The organism is Clostridium sp. 1001271st1 H5, assembly GCF_005845215.1.
In the GTDB taxonomy this organism is placed as follows: domain Bacteria; phylum Bacillota; class Clostridia; order Lachnospirales; family Lachnospiraceae; genus Enterocloster.
Genome location: NZ_SPHO01000003.1, coordinates 362,761 through 382,074 on the forward strand (window position 1 = coordinate 362,761; position 19,314 = coordinate 382,074).

The window sequence follows — 19,314 nt, forward strand, 5'->3', positions numbered from 1 at the left end:
CATCAAATAAGGAGAAAGAAATGAAAAACATAGTATTCGACCATGTGGTTAAGGCGTATGATAAAAATGTAATCGTGAAGGATTTAAATATGGAAATCAGGGAAGGAGAGCGCCTGATACTGTTAGGACCATCCGGCTGCGGCAAGTCCACCACCCTGCGGATGATTGCGGGCCTGGAGAAGCTCAGCGGAGGAAACCTGTATATGGACGGCCGCCTGGTAAACCATGTGCCCTGCGGGGAGCGGAATGTGTCCATGGTATTCCAGAACTACGCCCTGTTTCCTCACATGACGGTGAAGGATAACATTATTTACGGCTTAAAGGCCCACAGGATGAATCCGCAGGAGATAAAGACCAGGCTTTCGGAGGTTCTGGATATGCTGGATTTGAAGGGACTGGAGGAGCGCAGGCCAAAGGACCTTTCCGGCGGCCAGCGCCAGAGGGTTGCCCTGGCCAGGGCAGTGGTAAAGCGTTCGGATTATTTCCTGCTGGATGAGCCCCTTTCCAATCTGGATGCCCAGCTGAGGCTGAGGGCCAGGAAGGAACTGGTGAAAATCCATGAGATGTACCGTCAGACCATGATTTATGTAACCCATGACCAGATTGAGGCCATGACCGTGGGGCAGCGTATTGCCCTGATGCATGAAGGAAAAATGCAGATGCTGGATACCCCGTCCAATGTATACAACCGCCCCGCCAATGTATTTACCGCCAGGTTTATTGGTTCCCCTTCCATGAATATTGTGGAGGCATCCTATACAAAGGGAACGCTGGTGATTGGAAGACAGGTTGTATGGCTGCCGGACATGTGGTCAGGACTGGCCTCCCGCAATGAGTCCGGCCGCCTGTTTCTTGGAATCCGGCCGGAGCACATGGCTTTGATGCGCAGGCACCAGGACAACACCCTGGAGGGAATTGTAAGGTACGTGGAGGATTACGGCAACCGGTACGGCGTATATGTGCAGGTGGATAATATGGAGTTCATTGCTGTGAGCGAGGGGGATATCCCGGCTCCGGGGGAGATGGTCTTCATCCGGCCTGATTTTGACAGAATTCATCTCTTTGACAGGGCGACCCAGGTATCTTTGGGCTATCCTGAACAGCTCAGGGCTGCCAAAGAGCCATATATTGTCCAAAAAGGCGCAGGGAAGAAGGGAGAGAACACCAATGGCTTTGCTCATCAGTACCAATATGTATAAGGCAGAGGAGTTTAAGAGAATTCTGCCCTATGTGGAAACGTGGAAGGGAAGGGTGGGGGTGGAGGTATTTCCCATGTTCCACCGGGAGACATTTGCTCCTCTTCTGGAGGAAAGCATGGGTGTTCTGAGCCGCGTTCCCATCAGCTTTCACGGTCCCTATTACAAGGCGGAGCATTCAGCTCCCCAGGGAACCCCGGAGTATGGGGATACTATGGAACTGGTGAAACAGACCCTTTATTATTGCAGGAAACTGAACAGCCGCTATATGGTATTCCATCACAATAACTGTGCGGTTGGGGATAAGGAGAGGATGCTTCGGGATTCCTGCATGAATTACCGCAGGGTGGATGAGCTGTTTTTCAGCTTTGGAATACCGGTGGCCGTGGAGAATGCAGGGGTCATGGACCGGAACAACATGCTGCTGGACGAGGAGGAATTTGTTTCCCTGTGCCAGGGGGAACATTACCCGGTACTCATAGACATCGGCCACGCCCATGCCAATGGCTGGAACCTGCGCCGTGTCATGGAGCGCCTCCGGGGGCAGATTCTGGCATACCATGTTCATAACAATGACGGGATACACGACAGCCACAGGCGAATCAGTGACGGAACCCTGGATGTCCGCAGCTTTCTGACATGGGCCAGGGAATATACGCCTGAGGCTGACCTGGTAGTGGAATACGGCATGGAGACAGCGGATGATTGCAGGGGAATCGCAGAGGACGTGGAGCTGCTTCTGGCATGGGGGCATGGTTTATGATAATACGGAACAGGTAAAGCGGCGGTTAAAACTTACAATTTCCGTAAAGCTATTGTATTTAGCGCTGGTTTGTGGTACGAAAGAGGTGATATTGAACAGGGGAGGAATGAATGAAGAGAGAAGGAAGAACGCAGCGCAACATAAAATCCATATGCCTTATGGCTGCCGGAAGTCTCTGTATGGTTTATTATATTCTGGGCGGAATCCTTAGGAGTTTCCGCCTGTCCGCGTTTTGGATTTGGATGGCAGTGGGAATTCTGCTCACAGCAGCCGGTTTTCTGGATTGGCGGATGAAGAGACAGGGACGGACCTGGTTCAGACACAGATGGAGCAGGCGTGCTGCAGGCGCTTTGTTTCTGGCGGCGGTTCTGTATTTTTGCGCAGTGGAGGCGCTGGTTTTTTCCGGTGTCATGTCAAAGGGGACAGCGGGGTTAGACTATCTGATTGTGCTGGGAGCCGGTGTGTATGGGGAGGAGCCCAGTCCGGCCCTGCGCTCCAGGACAGAGACAGCCATCCGGTATCTTGAGGAAAACCCGGGTGCCAAAGCAGTGCTTTCCGGAGGTCAGGGACCTGGGGAGGCCATAACTGAGGCAGAGTGCATGGCCCGTCTTATGGAGGCGGAGGGAATCGCCCCATACCGGCTTGTGAAGGAGGAACACTCCACCACAACGGCGGAAAATATAAAGAACAGCTATGAACTCATAGGTGGAACAGACAAACGGGTGGGCATTGTAACCAGCAACTTCCATGTGTTCCGGGCCGTGGTGACAGCCCGGGCCGCAGGCGGGGAGCATGTGACGGGGATTGCAGCCCCCTTCTCCGGTATCCTGTTGCCTCATTACATGGTCCGGGAATGGCTGGCCTTTACCGTGGATTTTGGTTTTGGGCGTTTCCACACCGGAGCAGGGTTCTGGAAACATTTCAGTTAAGGCCGGTCCTCCTGCATTATTATATTCAGAATTCCTACAGGCGGAGGTACAGCTGAAAAATAAAAAGGCTGGAACAGTAATCGGCGGATTGATTACGTTTCAGCCTTTTTGTTTTTTCCTATACTCGTCAATCACGTACTTAGCCTTCTCAGCATATTCGCTGGGGGTATAAATATAGTACTGGATTTCCAGCTCAAGCCGTTCGCCCAGCCTGCCCATGAGCATGCCGGTCCGCCTGCTCCGGGCGCCTGTATTGACAACCTTTACTTCATAAGGAATCTGTCCGGCTTTCAGGGCCTGCTGTACGGTGGCGTACAATTCCAGATTGTTGGTCATAAACACTTCTGCTTTTTTCTTTTTACCGAACATGGATGCCTCCTATTCTGTCATCGGAGGACCGGGACAGGGCTGTCTGCCGGCGGCCGTCCGCCTGTAATAAAATCAGGTTCTGTATATATCTTATCATATTTCACAATAAATTCCATCAGAAAATATCCAATGGATAATCAAGACTATGAATTATCTACAATATATACAAAAACACAGGATGAGTTCAGAATATTGGACAATTTGCCAGGATTACGGATGGTTTAGGCGGCAGTGAGAGGATATAATGAGATTACAAACAAACACGGAAAAGACAGGGGGATGGGTATGACAAGGGAAGAGATTCTGGTCCATGTGGACCATACGCTGTTAAAGGCAGTCTCAACATGGGATGAAATACGGACACTCTGTGAGGAAGCCATTGAAAACCATACGGCTTCCGTCTGTATACCTCCCAGCTATGTAAAGCGGGTGGCGGAAGCCTATGGGGACAAGCTGAATGTGTGCACGGTCATCGGGTTTCCGCTGGGATACAACACCACGGAGACAAAGGTTTACGAAACCCAGAAGGCCCTGGCGGACGGAGCCGGGGAAGTGGACATGGTGGTAAACATCGGTGATGTGAAAAACGGCGGGTTTGCCAGGGTCACACGTGAAATCGAGGCGGTCAAAAAGGCAGCGGGGAACCATGTGGTAAAGGTAATCATCGAAACCTGCTATCTGACAGAGGATGAGAAAAGAGAACTGTGCAAATGCGTAACGGACGGTGGGGCCGACTATATAAAGACTTCCACGGGATTCGGGACAGCAGGTGCCAGGATTGAGGATGTCAGGTTATTTAAGCAATACATTGGCGAGGGCGTGAAGATTAAGGCTGCGGGAGGCGTGAAGACCAGGGCGGATTTGGAAATGTTCCTGGAGGAAGGATGCGACCGTATAGGCACCAGCTCCGCCCTCAGGCTTTTAAGCGGACAGGAAGCGGGAACCTATTGATTTCTTATATCAAACATAAACCATATTAACAAAGTTTAAAGGAGGATAAAGGTAATGAAAAAAAGAAGAATAATTCCGGTTTTATGCGCAGCAGCAGTGGCTGTCAGCCTGGCAGGCTGTTCAGGCGGTTCAGGTTCTGCAACAGAGAAAGGCGCTGACACCCAGGCGCCCAAGGCAGAGGCAGGTGCAGAGGCAGGGAAGGATGAGTCTGCTGAGGCAAAGAAGGAAGAGGGAGGCTCTGGTTCAGCCGACGAGAAGCTGATTATCTACAGCCCTCTTACAGAGTCCATGATTGATTCCATGCTGGCCATGTTCGAGGAGGACACGGGGATTGACGCTGAGTGCCTGGCCATGGGCACCGGCGACGCGCTTAAGAGAATCCAGACAGAAGCCGATAACCCCCAGGCAGACATCCTTTGGTCAGGGACCATTGGAACCGTGAAGAATAAGAGCGAATACTTTGCGGATTACGTCACAACCAACGAGGATGCGTTCTATGATGAGTATAAGAACACAGAGGGCAATCTGACACGTTTTGACACCATTCCGTCTGTTATCATGGTGAATACGGACCTGATTGGCGATATCAAGATTGAGGGATATGAGGACCTGCTGAATCCTGAATTAAAGGGCAAGATTGCATTTGCAGACCCTGCGGCCTCCTCCTCTTCCTTTGAGCATCTGGTAAACATGCTCTACGCAATGGGCGGCGGCAATCCTGACAATGGATGGGACTATGTAAAACAGTTCTGTGCACAGCTGGACGGCAAGCTGTTAGGCGGTTCTTCCGCAGTGTATAAGGGCGTTGCAGACGGAGAATACACCGTGGGACTTACCTTTGAGCAGGGTTCTGCCCAGTATGTGGGCGCCGGCGCGCCGGTCAAGACCGTTTATATGAGCGAAGGCGTTATCTTCCGCGGCGACGGCGTATACATCATCAAGGGCTGCCCCAATGAATCCAATGCCCAGAAGTTTGTGGACTGGCTCACCAGCAAGGACGTACAGGAATTCATGAATAATACCCAGTACAGAAGAACCATCCGCAAGGATGTGGAGGCAGGAGACGCCATGGTTCCCATGGACCAGATTAAGGTAATCCAGGACGACGAGACAGACACCGCGGCACACAAGTCTGAGTGGCTGGATGCGTTTAAGGAGCTGTTTACAGAGTAAACAAATCCGGACATCAGGTGTTGCATAACAGTACATACATCGGGGGCGTGGCTTAATATGTCAGCCCCCTTCATTTTAGAGGAATTGAGGGGAAACGTATGAGTGTTTCAATTGGAATTGACAATGTAGTGAAAAAATATGGGGACCTGACCATTATACCGGACCTGTCCGCCTATATAAAAAATGGTGAATTCTTTACCCTGCTGGGACCATCCGGATGCGGCAAAACCACCCTGCTGCGCATGATTGCCGGATTTAACAGCATAGAAGGGGGAACCATTCAGTTTGACGACAAGGTCATCAATGATATACCGGCCCAGAAAAGGAACATCGGCATGGTGTTCCAGAGCTATGCCATCTTTCCCCATCTGACGGTCCGTCAGAATGTGGAGTATGGCCTGAAAATCCGCAAGGTGCCAAAGGACCACATGAAGGAGCGGGTGGATGAAATCCTGAAGGTGGTAAAAATTGATGAATACCAGGACCGTCTGCCGGAGCGTCTGTCCGGCGGCCAGCAGCAGAGAGTTGCCCTGGCAAGGGCCATTGTTATCCATCCCCAGGTGCTTCTTATGGATGAGCCGCTGTCCAATCTGGATGCCAAACTGCGTATTGAGATGCGCAGCGCCATCCGTGATGTGCAGAAGCAGGTGGGTATTACCACGGTTTACGTGACCCATGACCAGGAGGAAGCCCTTGCCATTTCAGACAGGATTGCAGTTATGAAGCTGGGCATTATCCAGCAGATTGGAAGTCCCCAGGACATCTATGCAAGGCCCTACAATGCGTTTGTATCCACCTTTATCGGCCATTCCAATCTCTTTTTCGGAACCATAAAAAAACAGGGAAGCGTGCCTTCGGTTGTGTTTGCAAACGGGTACCATGTGGAAATGCCCAACCTGGTGGATACAGTGGCAGAGGGGCAGAAGGTGGTGGTGTCTGTCCGTCCCGAGGAATTTTCCCTGAATCCGGAAGGCATGGAATGCGAAATCATCAGCAGGACCTTCCTTGGCAAATACACCAACTACTTCCTGCGCTTTGAAGACGGCATGGTGCTGGATGACCAGCCCAGCATTGAATACTCCCAGGATTTGGGCCATGTGGACCGCATCTTCGGAGTGGGAGAAAAGATACGCCTTAGACCGAACCCCAATAAAATCAACGTGTTCACCGAGGACATGGAACAGAGTCTGATAAAGGATGTGAAGAGATATGACGAATAAGAAAATCAGGTGGGACTTCTGGACCATCGTGACAGTGGTCATCATTGCCCTGTTTGCCCTCTTCCTTCTCTATCCGCTTATCAGCCTTTTCTTAAGCGGTTTCAAGGACACGGAGACAGGGGTGTGGACCATTGACAACTATGCCAGGTTCTTTTCAAAGAAATACTATAAAAGCGCACTGCTCAACTCGTTTAAGCTGACCTTCAGCGTGACTGTGGTAGCCATTGTACTGGGGGTACCCCTGGCCTACTTTATGTCGTTCTATAAGATTAAGGGTAAAGGAGTGCTGGAAATCCTGTTCATCATTTCAATGATGAGCCCCAACTTCATCGGCGCCTATTCCTGGATACTGCTTCTGGGTAGAAGCGGAACCGTGACCCAGTTCTTAAAGGGCCTGGGTATCCATATGCCGTCCATTTACGGCTTTGGCGGAATGCTGCTGGTGTTTGCCCTTAAGCTGTATCCGTTTATCTATATGTATGTGTCGGGGGCCCTTAAGAAGATAGACGTGGCCCTGTCCGAAGCCGCGGAGAGCCTGGGATGCGGAGGACTGAAAAAGGTATTTACCGTCATCATGCCCCTGGTAACCCCGACCCTGATAGCGGCAGCCCTGCTGGTGTTCATGAACTGTATGGCTGACTTTGGTACGCCTGCCCTGATTGGCGAGGGATACCGCGTCATGCCTACCCTGGTATATTCCGAGTTCGTGGGAGAGACAGGAGGCTCCGCCAACTTTGCAGCATGTATGGCAACCATCATGGTGGTAGTCACTGCGACAGTGTTCCTGCTGCAGAAATGGTATGTGAACACCAAGTCCTTTACCATGAGCTCCATGAGGCCCATCCAGCCCAAGGAAGTCCATGGCATCAAGGGATTTTTCATCCACCTGTTTATCTATCTGCTGGCAGCCACCTCCATCATACCCCAGTGCATGGTTGTGTATACCTCCTTCCGCGCTACCAAGATGCAGGTGTTTGTGGATGGTTTTTCCCTGGAAAGCTACCGCAAGGTGTTTTCCACTGCCATCCAGTCCATCAAGAATACATATCTGTACTGCCTGGCAGCCATTGTAATCATCGTGGTCCTGGGCATGCTCATTGCTTACCTGGCAGTGAGGCGCAAGAGCTGGCTCACCAACGCAATAGATACCATCGCCATGTTCCCTTACATCGTACCGGGTTCTGTCCTTGGTATCACGCTGCTGATTGCATTTAACCATCCTCCTATGATGCTGGCTGGTTCTGCCATCATCATGGTTATATCCCTGGTCATCCGGAGACAGGCCTATACGCTGCGCTCCAGCTCCGCCATCCTCTATCAAATCAGCCCGAGCATGGAGGAGGCTGCCATCAGCCTGGGGGATTCGCCCTCCATGTCCTTTGTAAAGGTGACGGCGAAAATGATGCTTCCCGGCGTTGCGTCCGGCGCCATATTAAGCTGGATTACGCTGATTAATGAACTCAGTTCTTCCGTCATGCTCTATACGGCCAACACAAGGACAATGTCAGTGGCCATTTACAATGAGGTTATCCGGGCCAGCTACGGTACCGCCGCTGCCCTGGCAACCATACTGACAGTTACCACCGTGGTATCCCTGCTCATCTTCTTCAAGGTGTCAGGCAATAAGGACGTGACAATGTAGCTGTCATATGATAAACTGAACTGTGCAGTATTGTACAAAATTAACGGTAAAAGGTGCAGGCGTATGAAGAAGCGAAAACAAACATGTTTCAGGGACGAAATCCGGAAAAGTTTGATTTTCCATGCGCTTGCACCTTGTTTTATATCGCTGGTGGTCCTTCTTCTGGTGTTTACCGCAGTGGGGTCCCAGCAGATTATCCGCAAGAGCAGCACCATGCAGGACCATTTTTCCAGGGAGTTTGAGGGCGTTATTGACAGCTATGTGGACGAGAACAAGAAGGTGGCCGGGACCCTGGATGTGGGGCTTTTTAAGGGACAGCCCTCCTATAAGACGGAGACCGTGTCGGACATTTACCGGTTCCTTAACAGCCAGGTCTACAGGGGGGATTATTACCTGTTTGACCAGGAACGGAATCTGGTTTTCTCCACCAACAGCCAGGCCAGCGTCATACAGTACATAGGCAATTACCTGCCCTGGAACACAACGGACCGGAATGACAGTAAAAATGACTGTATCTTCATTTACGACAACACGGTGGTGGACGGCAGGGCGCTTCCGGCGTGGCTCATGTTCCAGACCGTTGTAAAGGACGGCAGGCTTCAGGGCTACAGCGGTTTTGTGCTGAAGGCCGATGCCTTTAAGGAACGGCTGGGAAACATGGAGCAGCCCGTGCTGCTGATTAATAAGTTCAACCGGCTGTTCACAGACGGAGTGTCCAGGTTTCAGAATGACCGGGGCAAGCTGGTGGAGGAATTCCGGGACGGCGGCAACCTGGTGCACCTGGATAACAGATGGTACTATACCAACAGCGTGTCCGTGCTGGATAAGGAGGCCTCAGTACAGGTCATATATGACTGCACTTCCTTTGTACAGCTGTGCTTTATGTCCCTGGTGCTGGTGGGGTTCCTGGCACTGGCAGTGACCCTGGCCATTTACCGCAGCGCGGGCAAGGTGGCGGACAAGAAAACGGAAATCATATACGACCTCATAGGCGCCCTGGACCAGGTGGAGAAGGGGGATTTGGATGTGTCCCTGGAAATCACCTCCGGGGATGAGTTTGAACGCATCGGACATTCCTTCAACACCATGATTGGAAGCATACGCCATCTGCTGGCCAGGCATCAGGAGCTGGCAAAGGAAAATATGCTGGCAACGGTCCAGATTCTGGAGTCCCAGTTCAACCCCCATTTTCTCTTCAACACCCTGGAATCCATCCGGTATATGATAAAGTTCGGGCCGGGGGAGGCGGAGAAAATGCTGGTCAGCCTGTCCAGGATGCTGCGCTACAGCATCCAGAACGGCAAGGATGTGGTGACGGTGAAGGAGGAGATGGATTTCATTAGCCGGTATCTGCAGGTTATGCTGTACCGGTACGGGGACCGGTTAAAATACAGCATTGACCTGGAGGAGGGCAGCAAGGGTGCGTCCATACCAAGGATGACCCTGCAGCCTATTGTGGAGAATTCCATTAAGTACGGTTTTGGAGAGGACAGGGACTGTCTGGAGATTCGCATCCGGACCAGAATACAAAACAGCGTCCTTTCCGTCATCATAGCGGACAACGGCGTGGGAATACGGCCTGAGCTCTTAGGGGAGCTGAGGGCCAATCTGGAACAGGGGCAGAACCAGACAGACCATATCGGTATTTATAATGTCCATAAGAGAATACGCCTGGTGTATGGAAGCAGGTATGGAGTTGGGATTGACAGTAAAATGGAAGAGGGGACAGTGGTGACGCTCCGGGTACCATGTGAGGAGTGATGCACACTCCCGGCGTAAAGATGGGGGAATCTGTCATGTTATTAAAAGTAGTGATTGTGGAGGATGAGGAAATCATCAGAAAGGGGCTTACTTTTGCCCTGAACTGGCTGGATATGGGCTGCATCATTGTGGGCACGGCCAAGGACGGGGCAGAGGGGCTGGAAACCATTCGGAGGGAACAGCCGGATATAGTGCTGACCGACATCAAGATGCCTAAGATGAACGGGCTTAAGATGATAGAGACAGCCATAAAAGAACAGCATTTTTACAGTCTGGTGCTGACCAGCTATTCGGAGTTTGAACTGGCACGGCAGGCCATCCATATGGGGGTTACGGACTATCTGCTAAAGCCTGTGGACGAGGATGAGTTAAAGGAATCCCTGGACAAAATCCGGCAGCAGATAGCCTATGCCAGCAAGTACGAGAAAATCGAGAAGATATCCCAGGACAGGATTCTGACTGTTTATGACGAGTGGAAGATATTTGACAGCGCAAAGAACAGCATGGACCCCTACGTAAAGAAGACCTATGAGTTCGTCAAACAGCATTATAAGGAAAAGGTGAGCATCAACCAGGTGGCGGAAAGCCTGGGGGTCAGCACCAGCTATCTCAGCAGGAAGCTGAAGGCAGGGCTTAACACCACATTTGTGGACCTGTTAAACCAGTACAGGATTAAAAAAGCCCTGAACATGCTGAACCAGGGCACCATGCGGATTTATGAGATATCGGACGAACTGGGATTCAGCGAGTATAAACATTTCTGCAGCGTGTTTAAAAAATACACCAATGTGACGCCGTCGGAGTTTTTAAAGAACGGCGGCGTGGCTGTGGTGGGAGAGAAAGAAAGCCGTGGATGAAACGGTGGTCCGTATAAGGGACGATGGGACCAGGGTGTGAGACAGGCCGCGGGTAATGGGCACCGCAGGTAAATAAAAGGCGCAGCTTTTTTGCATGTGACATGCAAAAGAGGATGCGCCTTTTTGGCGGAATACAGGATATGGGAAGGGACGCCGCCCGGCGGGAGTGAGCTAAAGCGGTTTTTCTGCTGATTCCGCCAAAGGCCCTGCCTGGGACGGCGTAGCCGGCTGCGCCGGAACCAGCGGGTCCCTGATGCCGTATACCCGTTTCCACTCCTTTGTTCCCTCCACCTTCACTGCCTCGCAGCGGTTCAGGTTCAGGAATTTTACCAGCTCATAGCAGCTGACCCAGATTTCATTGTTGCTGTCCTTCTGGGATTCATCAAAAATCAGCTCCAGGCCAAAGTGGAGATGGGGTTCGTCGATGTTGTTGGTATTTTCCGTATGGCTGTATCCGGTGCGTCCCAGATAGCCGATAATGTCCCCGGCCTGCACCACGCTGCCTACCTCCAGCCCGGACTGGTAGGGGTAATTTTTGCGCAGATGGGCGTAATAATAGTAGCGCTTGTGGTCAAAGCTCCGGATTCCCAGCCGCCAGCCGCCATACTGGTTCCAGCCCAGGGCTTCCACATAGCCGGATTCCACGGCAACCACCGGTGTTCCAACCTGGCCCATCATGTCATGGCCCAGGTGCTGGCGCTTGAAGCCGTAGCTGCGGGCCACGCCGAAGTCGTCAAAATCACTGTAGGGAAAGCCTTTTGCAATGGGGGAAAAAGCCTTGAGTCCGTATTTTGTCACCCACACCGTGGCAGGGTCCCCGGGAGTGCCTCCGGCCACGCCCGAGGGAAGATAGGCAGCCGGGGCCTCGCCCGCAGGAATTTCAGCCTCAAACTGCCCTACCATGCCGTCCAATACAGCCCCGTAAGCCTGGCGGTAGTAGGAGTAGTATTTCATGTCCTTTGTCAGTTCTTCCATGGTGGTTTCGCCGTTTTTCAGCTTTTCAGCCACCGCAGTCATGTGTTCCGCTTTGTATTTGGAAAAGTCTCCGCCGTAGCGGGTTCCCAGATAGGCCAGTAAATCCACCCAGTTCAGATGGATATCTGCCTGACAGGTGTCCACATCAAGGCGGAATGCCTGGTTCATTGCTTCTGAAGTGACGCCGAAGTCCACCCATTTGATGTAATCCTTCTTTTGGTCTGCGTTATGGGTATTGCTTTTATCCTTGTATTTATCTGCCCCTGCCTTGTCCGGGCCTGGGCCGTCCATGCTTTCCAGGGGATTCATGTATCCGGCCAGCCTGGAGGCCTGGCTCATCACTGCCTGGCCCGGGTCTGTCTTAAATAGGAAGATACCGAGACACAGCAGGCTCAGCACCAGCATTTCACCGTAAATCACGGTCTTTGTACTGATATGTAAATGCTCCCGGAGCATTCGGAAGAATCTCATGATATACCGCCTCCTGACACCCTTTCGGGAAATATGGGTCCTAAAGCAATCTTATGCCTGTCCATGCCGTTTTATGCATGAATCAGGGGGGCGGGGGCAATTTATACAAAAGAAAAACTTTCTTCTTTTGGCCGTAAACGTATACGGCCGTAAAATTTACGAAAAAATGTCTAAATTATTATGCAAAATGCATAGGGGTACCTGTGCATTTTGTTGGTTCTGGAAATGGCGGGAAAATCCCGCTGATGGTATAATATTTTCATACGTAAACGTTTACGAAAACCATTCTTTAACAGGAGAATTGGGGAGAAGGCCTATTATGAAACAAGTAACAATCAAAGATATTGCCAGGGAGGCAGGGGTATCCATCGCCTCTGTATCCAGGGCATTAAACGGGATGGACGGTATCAGTGAGGAAAACCGGAACCGGATACTCCGGGTATGCGAACGGCTTTCCTACACGCCCAACGGCCTGGCCCGGAGTCTTGTGAAGCGCAGGACCCAGACCATAGGCATTATCATGCCGGATATCATGAGCCCTTTTTATTCCGAACTCATGGTGAAGGCATCGGACGCTGCCCACAAGAGAGGCTACCAGGTGCTGCTGTGCAACAGCTTCCGGGAACTGAAGGCGGAGCGGGATTATCTGAAGCTCCTGGCGGAACACCAGGTGGAGGGAATCCTCATATTCCCCATTGGTCCCAGGAGCACGGAGAGCATGGCCGAATTCATACACAATGTACCCATGGTGGCGCTCAATGAGCTTACGGGCCAGTGCGGGATTCCCTATGTCTGCGCTGACGAGGAACAGGCAGGCAGGATAGCTACCGAGTATCTCATATCCAGGGGATGCCGTAACCTGTTGTTTGTAGGATTTAAGCCGGAACGTCTGGCCCACCGGTACAGGGCAACCAGTTTTCTGGAGACAGCCAGGGCAAAGCGGATTCCCGCCCAGATATATGAATGCAATCTGGATTTTCGGACCAGCTTTGAGAGGGGATACAACCACTTCAAGCATTTCCTTCAGAGCGGACTGGCCATGCCGGACGGAATCGTGGCTGCCAGCGATGCCACGGCCAACGGGATTGTCAAGGCATGCCGGGAGAATGGAATCCGCATACCTGAGGATTTTTCTCTCATTGGATTTGATAATATAACAGAGGAGCTTCCCTACATCGAGCTGACCACGGTGGCGGTTTCCCACGAAGAACAGATGGAAACAGCCGTGGAGCTGCTGCTGGGAATGGTGGAGGAGGGTGCGCCTGTGGGGGGCAAGGCTTCCGTAAAACTGGAACCGCGGCTGGTGGAGCGGCGTTCCTGCAAGGGCTGAACCAAGGGTTAAACCAAGGGCTGATATGAAAGAGTATGCAGGCAACAGAAAGGAGCAGGCAGTATGCAGACAGACACAAAGGCCGGAACAAAAGGCGGCGTCCCGGAGTTTTCTAGGAAACGCCGGCTTATGAACCAGGCAGGAAGCATTGTAAAGAATCCTTACAATATCATGGTGGTCATTTCCGTGGTATTCATGGTTTATCTGATTCTGATTCCATTGGGACAGATGATTATACAGACACTTACCCTGGCAGGCGCGGATGCAGCCAGAGTGGACGGGGGCCAGGAGGGGATGTTTACCCTCTATTACTGGAAACGGGTCCTGACCAGCAGCATTTCCCAGAAAATGCTGTGGACGCCCCTTAAGAATTCCTTATTGATATCCGTGTGCACGGCTGCCTTTGGAATCACCCTGGGCTCCCTGCTGGCATGGCTCATGGTCCGCAGCGACCTGCCCTATAAGAAATTCTTTTCTTTGGCCCTTATCATTCCCTATATGATACCATCCTGGTGCAAGTCCATGGCATGGCTTACCATTTTCAAGAATGAGCGTGTGGGCGGCGCCCAGGGTCTTCTGGGATTTTTGGGAATCCAGACGCCGGACTGGCTGGCTTACGGGCCATTTGCCATTATCGTGGTGCTGGTCATCCACTATTACGCCTACGCCTACCTGCTGGTGTCCTCAGCCCTCAGCTCCATCAACTCAGAACTGGAGGAAATGGGGGAAATCCTGGGAGCCAGCAAGGCCAGGATACTTACAAAGATTACCTTTCCCCTGGTGATGCCGGCCATCCTGTCGGCAGTCATCATGACCTTTTCAAAGGCCATGGGTACTTTCGGCGTACCATCGGTTTTAGGCCTTAAGATTGGATACTACACCGTATCCACCACCATGTACAACTCCATTCAGAACGGCCAGAACCGGGTGGCGTTTGCCATATCCCTGATTCTCATTGCCATTGCATCCTTCAGCGTGTTCCTGAACCAGAAGGCCATTGGCTCCAGAAAATCCTTCAGTACCATCGGAGGCAAGGGAAGCAGGAGCAATCCCATCAGACTGGGAAAGTGGAGACCGGTCATTGTTGGAATCCTCATTGCCTTTATTGCGGTGGCCGTGGTGTTCCCGGTGGTCATCCTGCTGTACCAGTCCTTTATGCTGGAGCCGGGCAACTACAGCCTCAGCAATTTTACCCTTCATTACTGGACCGGAGGTTCGGTTCCCACCATCGACCAGGGTGAGCCGGGCATATTTAAGAATCCGCAGTTTATGAAATACGTGGTCAATACCATTAAGCTGGTGGTGCTTACCTCCCTGTTCGCAACCGTGTTCGGACAGCTCATCGGCTATATCAATTCCAGGGGACGCAAGCTGTTCTCAGGAAAGCTGGTGGAGCAGCTGGTGTTTATACCTTACCTGATTCCGTCCATTGCCTTTGGCGCCATGTACCTGGCCCTCTTTGCAACGGCCAAGAAAATAGAAATGTTCGGCTACCGCATCACCCTGGTGCCGTCCCTGTACGGGTCCTTTGCCCTGCTGGTGCTGATTGCGGTGGTGAAGAACATGCCCTTTGCCTCCAGGGCAGGAACGTCCAATATGCTCCAAATCAGTACGGAGCTTGAGGAGGCCGCCCAGGTGGAAAATGCAGGATTCCTGCGCAGGTTCTTTAAGATTGTGTTCCCCCTGTCAAAGGGCGGTATGATAAGCGGATTCATGCTGGTGTTCATCAGCATCATGAAGGAACTGGACCTGATAGTCATACTCATGACGCCCAGCCAGCAGACGCTGCCCTATATGGCCTATGCCTATTCGGCAGAGAACCTGATACAGCTGTCAAGTGCCGTGACCATCGTTATGTTTGTACTGGTATTCTTCGTCTACTGGTTTGCCAATACCTTTACGGACGCGGATATCACCAAGGGCTTTTAATGCAGGAGGATATGAAAGATGAGCAGAATTGAATTAAGAGGAATCAATAAATATTACGGCAAGAACCATGTGTTAAAGGACATCAACCTGGTGATTGAGGACGGGGAGTTCATGACCCTGCTGGGGCCGTCCGGCTGTGGCAAGACCACTACGCTGCGCGTGGTGGCCGGCCTGGAGAAACCCCAGGAAGGATATATGTACATGGGGGACAGGGAGATTGTCAATGCGCCTGAAAAGTTTTATGAGGAGCCGGGAAAGCGCCATTTAAACCTGGTGTTCCAGTCCTATGCCCTTTGGCCCCATATGACGGTATTTGATAATGTTGCCTTTGGCCTGGAGGTGGCAAAGGTTCCTAAGGAGGAGATACGTAAAAAGGTTGAAAATGCCTTAAAGCGGATGAGGATTGAGGCGTTTATTGACCGGTATCCGTCAGAGCTGTCCGGCGGCCAGCAGCAGCGCGTGGCCATAGCCAGGGCCATTGTGTCGGAGCCGGAGGTGCTGCTTCTGGATGAGCCGTTGTCCAACCTGGACGCAAAGCTGAGAATCGAGATGCGAAGTGAAATCAAACGGCTCCATCAGGAGCTGGGCACCACCATTATCTATGTAACCCATGACCAGACAGAGGCCCTGACCATGTCCACCAAGATAGCCATTTTCTTTGAGGGCGTGCTGGAGCAGGTGGCGCCTCCCATGGAGCTGTACCAGAACCCGGCCTCCCTGCGGGTGGCTGATTTCATCGGCAATCCAAAGGTGAATTTCCTTCCGGGAAAGGCGCAGGTGTCAGGCGGCACCATGACAGTGGAATCCGTATTGGGCACTGTGTCCTTTGGCAGCGCATCCTTTACCCAGGCTGCTCCGGTCAGCGGAAGCTTTGAGGCAGTGGTGGGGGTGAGGCCGGAGCTGGTGGAGATATTGGACGGACCTGCAGAGGGAAGCATAGAGGCGGAGGTATACTCCGTGATGCCTGCCGGCTCAGAGACAACCATTTACCTGGAAGTGGGCGGGGAACGTATTCTGTCAAAGCAGAACGGCCTTAAACAGTATAGCCCGGACCAGAAGGTGTGGCTGCGGATTAATCCGGATAAGATGAATGTATTCTGCAAAGACAGCGGCAGGCTGGCAAAGCTGGCTGTCATGGATGCACAGTAAATGATAGAAATGCAATCAAATAAAATAAAGGAGAAGATATCATGAGGAGAAGAGGAAAACGTTTATTGGCACTGGCATTGGCAGGCATTATGGCTGCGTCTGCACTTACGGGCTGTGAGAAAATTGAGGACACGAAGGCTGCTTCCGAGAACACCACAGCGGCCAAGGCAGCAGATGAGGGCAAGGCCGGGGAAGCATCAGGAGAAAAGGAGGCACAGAAAGAGGACGCGGGAGATAAGGCCGGCGAAAAGGCGGCAGGGGAAAATACGGCGGCCACACCGGAGGAGCAGTGGGCTGTGGATGCCGGCCTGTATGAGGATGAAACCTCGGATGAGCTGTATAAGAAGGCACTGGATGAGGAGGGCGGAAAAGTAGTCATTTACTCCATTTCCAGCCGTATGGCAAAGGTAAAGGCCAGCTTTGAGGAGGATTATCCGGGTATGACTCTGGAGGTATATGATATCAATGCTAATGATATGTCCACCAAGCTGGGCACAGAGTATAATTCCGGAATCCGCACGGCTGACGTAATCCACTCCAAGGAGCAGACAGGGGATTACATGATTAACTTCTTTAACAAGGGAATCCTGCACAATTACCGTCCTGAATCCATTTATAAAAATGTGAACCAGGAATATCTGAAGGATATGACGCCCCTGTACTTTGAAACTGACTGGTGGTTCTACAATACCGGCGTCTATACGGAGACACCCATTACCAACTGGTGGGATGTGACAAAGCCGGAATGGAAGGGAAGCTTTGTACTCCAGAATCCAATCGGTACGGTAAGCTACATGGCGCTGTTCACCACCATGGTGGAGCATGCGGACGAGATGGCGGAAGCCTATAAGGCGTGCTACGGCGAGGACATTGTGCTGGCTGACGACGAGCCAACGGCAGCACATGCCTGGATGAAGCGCGTACTGGCAAATGACCCGGTTATTTTTGACTCCAACAACGAGGTTATCCAGTCCGTGGGAGAGGGCAAGGAATCCAAGCTGATTGGCTACACACCATCCTCCAAGTACCGGGAGCGCGCTGACAAGGGCTGGAACATCGAATCCGAGCCGCTTAAGATGGAGCCTGTATCCGGCGTGGCCTTTATGAACTTTGTGGCAGTTGTAAACGAAGCGCCCCATCCAAACGGAGCAAAGCTGCTGATCCGCTATCTGTTAGGCGGCGAGGATGGAAACGGAAATGGAATCAAACCATTCAACACCATCGGAGGATGGCCGGTACGCCCTGAAACCACCCCGGCAGAAGGCAATGTTCCGTTGGAGGATATGAAGCTCTGGATGATTAATTATGACTTCGTCTATAAAAACCTGCAGGATGTACAGGACTACTGGTACCAGTTCCGTTAATCCGCAGTGGCGTAAAGGAGAGGAGAGCTTCGGATGCCGGACATATTAGAGGGATACAGGAAGCAAAAGGAATATCTGATTTGCGTCGATTCAGACGGCTGTGCCATGGATACCATGGACACAAAACATATAACCTGTTTCGGGCCCTGCCTGATTCCCGTATGGGGGCTTTCCCAGTGGGAGCCGGAGATACTGAAGCGTTGGGATGAGATTAATCTTTACACCATGACAAGAGGAATCAACCGCTTCAAGGGTCTGGCCATGATTCTGGAAGAGATTGACAGGAAATATAAGGAAGTGCCGGACGTGGAAGCCTTTGTCCTATGGACCGGAGAAGCGGCTGAATTGTCAAATCCCGCTGTAAAGGCCCAGTGGGACCTGACCGGAAAAGAGATATACCGTCAGGCTCTGGAATGGTCCGAGGAAGTAAACCGGAGAATCGGCACCCTGCCGGAGGAAGCAAAACGCGCCTTTGCCGGTGTGCGGGAAGCCCTTAAGGCGGCTCACGGGATGGCGGATGTGGCAGTGGTGTCCTCCGCCAACCAGAGGGCCGTGGAGGAAGAATGGCAGAGGCAGGGCCTTATGGAATATGTGGACGTGGTCCTGTCCCAGGACGCCGGGTCAAAGTCCGCCTGCATACACGCCCTGCTGGAAAAAGGCTATGCCCCGGACCATGTGCTGATGATAGGGGATGCCCCGGGAGACTGTGAGGCTGCGGCGGACAACGGGGTGTTCTATTATCCCATCCTGGTAAAGCATGAGGAGATGTCGTGGCGCCGGTTCCCCGGCGAGGCACTGGCCAGGCTGGCCAGGGGGACCTATGGAGGGGGATGGCAGGAACAGATGGTAAGGGAGTTCCGGGATAATCTGTCAGGATAATCAGCGGTATAATCAGCGGAGAAGCCGGCCTTGACACTTCCTGCGCGGCAGGTTACAATAAAAGAATCATATTTGAATTCGAAAAGGTTAAACATCATGAAACTGTGTATTGGATGCGCTCCGGACAAATGGATAAGATGAAGCATTGTACGGAGTAAAAGACAGGACAGGGACAGTCCCTGGCGCTTCATCGGCAGAGCTTGATTTTTAAGTACATGGTCTAATGGAATCAGCGTATCTCCATTAGCAGGCTTTGCCGTGCAGTGAATGATGTATTTTCGGGCCGCAGCGATGTTTCGTCTGCGGCCTTTTGCGCGGTCCGGGGACGTATGTCCATGAGCGGACATGGGAGCAGG

General features: G+C 52.0%; 16 protein-coding genes. 14 read left to right on the forward strand and 2 right to left on the reverse strand.

Translation table 11 applies throughout. The annotated features are described in order from the left end of the window. Window positions 1–20 precede the first annotated feature (20 nt). The 3 genes from FGS84_RS06655 to FGS84_RS06665 all read left to right on the forward strand — a co-directional run bounded on the left by FGS84_RS06655 (window position 21) and on the right by FGS84_RS06665 (window position 2,888). Window positions 21–1,199: an ABC transporter ATP-binding protein gene (locus FGS84_RS06655; protein ID WP_138306891.1), complete on the forward strand. Its 1,179-nt coding sequence runs from the start codon at window positions 21–23 to the stop codon at window positions 1,197–1,199. Next, window positions 1,168–1,959 (forward strand): TIM barrel protein, encoded by a 792-nt coding sequence (locus tag FGS84_RS06660; protein WP_138306892.1) that lies wholly within the window; start codon window positions 1,168–1,170, stop codon window positions 1,957–1,959. The genes FGS84_RS06655 and FGS84_RS06660 overlap by 32 nt, the downstream gene beginning before the upstream one ends. 110 nt (window positions 1,960–2,069) lie before the next feature. Further along, window positions 2,070–2,888, forward strand: a complete 819-nt coding sequence (locus tag FGS84_RS06665; RefSeq protein ID WP_138306893.1) for a YdcF family protein — start codon at window positions 2,070–2,072, stop codon at window positions 2,886–2,888. Between the two features lie 99 nt (window positions 2,889–2,987). Here FGS84_RS06665 and FGS84_RS06670 read toward each other — a convergent pair whose 3' ends face one another. Continuing rightward, window positions 2,988–3,257, reverse strand: coding sequence for a hypothetical protein (locus tag FGS84_RS06670; RefSeq protein WP_138306894.1), 270 nt, complete (start codon window positions 3,255–3,257; stop codon window positions 2,988–2,990). A gap of 285 nt (window positions 3,258–3,542) precedes the next feature. Between FGS84_RS06670 and deoC the strand changes: the two genes are divergently transcribed. From deoC to FGS84_RS06700, 6 genes are all read left to right on the forward strand, one after another. Further along, on the forward strand, window positions 3,543–4,208 hold the full coding sequence (gene deoC / locus FGS84_RS06675) for a deoxyribose-phosphate aldolase (protein ID WP_138306895.1): 666 nt from the start codon (window positions 3,543–3,545) through the stop codon (window positions 4,206–4,208). A 54-nt stretch (window positions 4,209–4,262) separates the two neighbouring features. Then, on the forward strand, window positions 4,263–5,381 hold the full coding sequence (locus FGS84_RS06680; protein ID WP_138306896.1) for an ABC transporter substrate-binding protein: 1,119 nt from the start codon (window positions 4,263–4,265) through the stop codon (window positions 5,379–5,381). A 98-nt stretch (window positions 5,382–5,479) separates the two neighbouring features. After that, entirely contained in the window at window positions 5,480–6,601 is a 1,122-nt protein-coding gene (locus tag FGS84_RS06685; protein WP_138306897.1) for an ABC transporter ATP-binding protein, read from the forward strand. Continuing rightward, window positions 6,591–8,243: an iron ABC transporter permease gene (locus FGS84_RS06690; protein WP_138306898.1), complete on the forward strand. Its 1,653-nt coding sequence runs from the start codon at window positions 6,591–6,593 to the stop codon at window positions 8,241–8,243. The genes FGS84_RS06685 and FGS84_RS06690 overlap by 11 nt, the downstream gene beginning before the upstream one ends. A 63-nt stretch (window positions 8,244–8,306) precedes the next feature. Next, the gene (locus tag FGS84_RS06695; RefSeq protein ID WP_138306899.1) at window positions 8,307–10,004 is read left to right on the forward strand and encodes a sensor histidine kinase; all 1,698 of its coding nucleotides are present in this window, start codon (window positions 8,307–8,309) and stop codon (window positions 10,002–10,004) included. 35 nt (window positions 10,005–10,039) lie between these two features. Next, a complete protein-coding gene (locus FGS84_RS06700) occupies window positions 10,040–10,861 on the forward strand; it encodes a response regulator (protein ID WP_138306900.1) in 822 nt (273 codons plus the stop codon). A gap of 171 nt (window positions 10,862–11,032) precedes the next feature. Here FGS84_RS06700 and FGS84_RS06705 read toward each other — a convergent pair whose 3' ends face one another. Continuing rightward, window positions 11,033–12,307 (reverse strand): M23 family metallopeptidase, encoded by a 1,275-nt coding sequence (locus FGS84_RS06705; RefSeq protein ID WP_138306901.1) that lies wholly within the window; start codon window positions 12,305–12,307, stop codon window positions 11,033–11,035. Between the two features lie 319 nt (window positions 12,308–12,626). Here FGS84_RS06705 and FGS84_RS06710 point away from each other — a divergent pair, with 319 nt between their 5' ends. From FGS84_RS06710 to FGS84_RS06730, 5 genes are all read left to right on the forward strand, one after another. After that, window positions 12,627–13,637, forward strand: coding sequence for a LacI family DNA-binding transcriptional regulator (locus FGS84_RS06710; protein ID WP_138306902.1), 1,011 nt, complete (start codon window positions 12,627–12,629; stop codon window positions 13,635–13,637). Between the two features lie 63 nt (window positions 13,638–13,700). Then, a complete protein-coding gene (locus FGS84_RS06715) occupies window positions 13,701–15,566 on the forward strand; it encodes an iron ABC transporter permease (protein ID WP_138306903.1) in 1,866 nt (621 codons plus the stop codon). 18 nt (window positions 15,567–15,584) lie between these two features. Then, on the forward strand, window positions 15,585–16,715 hold the full coding sequence (locus FGS84_RS06720) for an ABC transporter ATP-binding protein (protein ID WP_138306904.1): 1,131 nt from the start codon (window positions 15,585–15,587) through the stop codon (window positions 16,713–16,715). 41 nt (window positions 16,716–16,756) lie between these two features. Then, window positions 16,757–18,079: an ABC transporter substrate-binding protein gene (locus FGS84_RS06725; protein ID WP_138306905.1), complete on the forward strand. Its 1,323-nt coding sequence runs from the start codon at window positions 16,757–16,759 to the stop codon at window positions 18,077–18,079. A 33-nt stretch (window positions 18,080–18,112) separates the two neighbouring features. Beyond that, window positions 18,113–18,958 (forward strand): HAD hydrolase-like protein, encoded by an 846-nt coding sequence (locus FGS84_RS06730; RefSeq protein ID WP_138306906.1) that lies wholly within the window; start codon window positions 18,113–18,115, stop codon window positions 18,956–18,958. Window positions 18,959–19,314 lie beyond the last annotated feature (356 nt).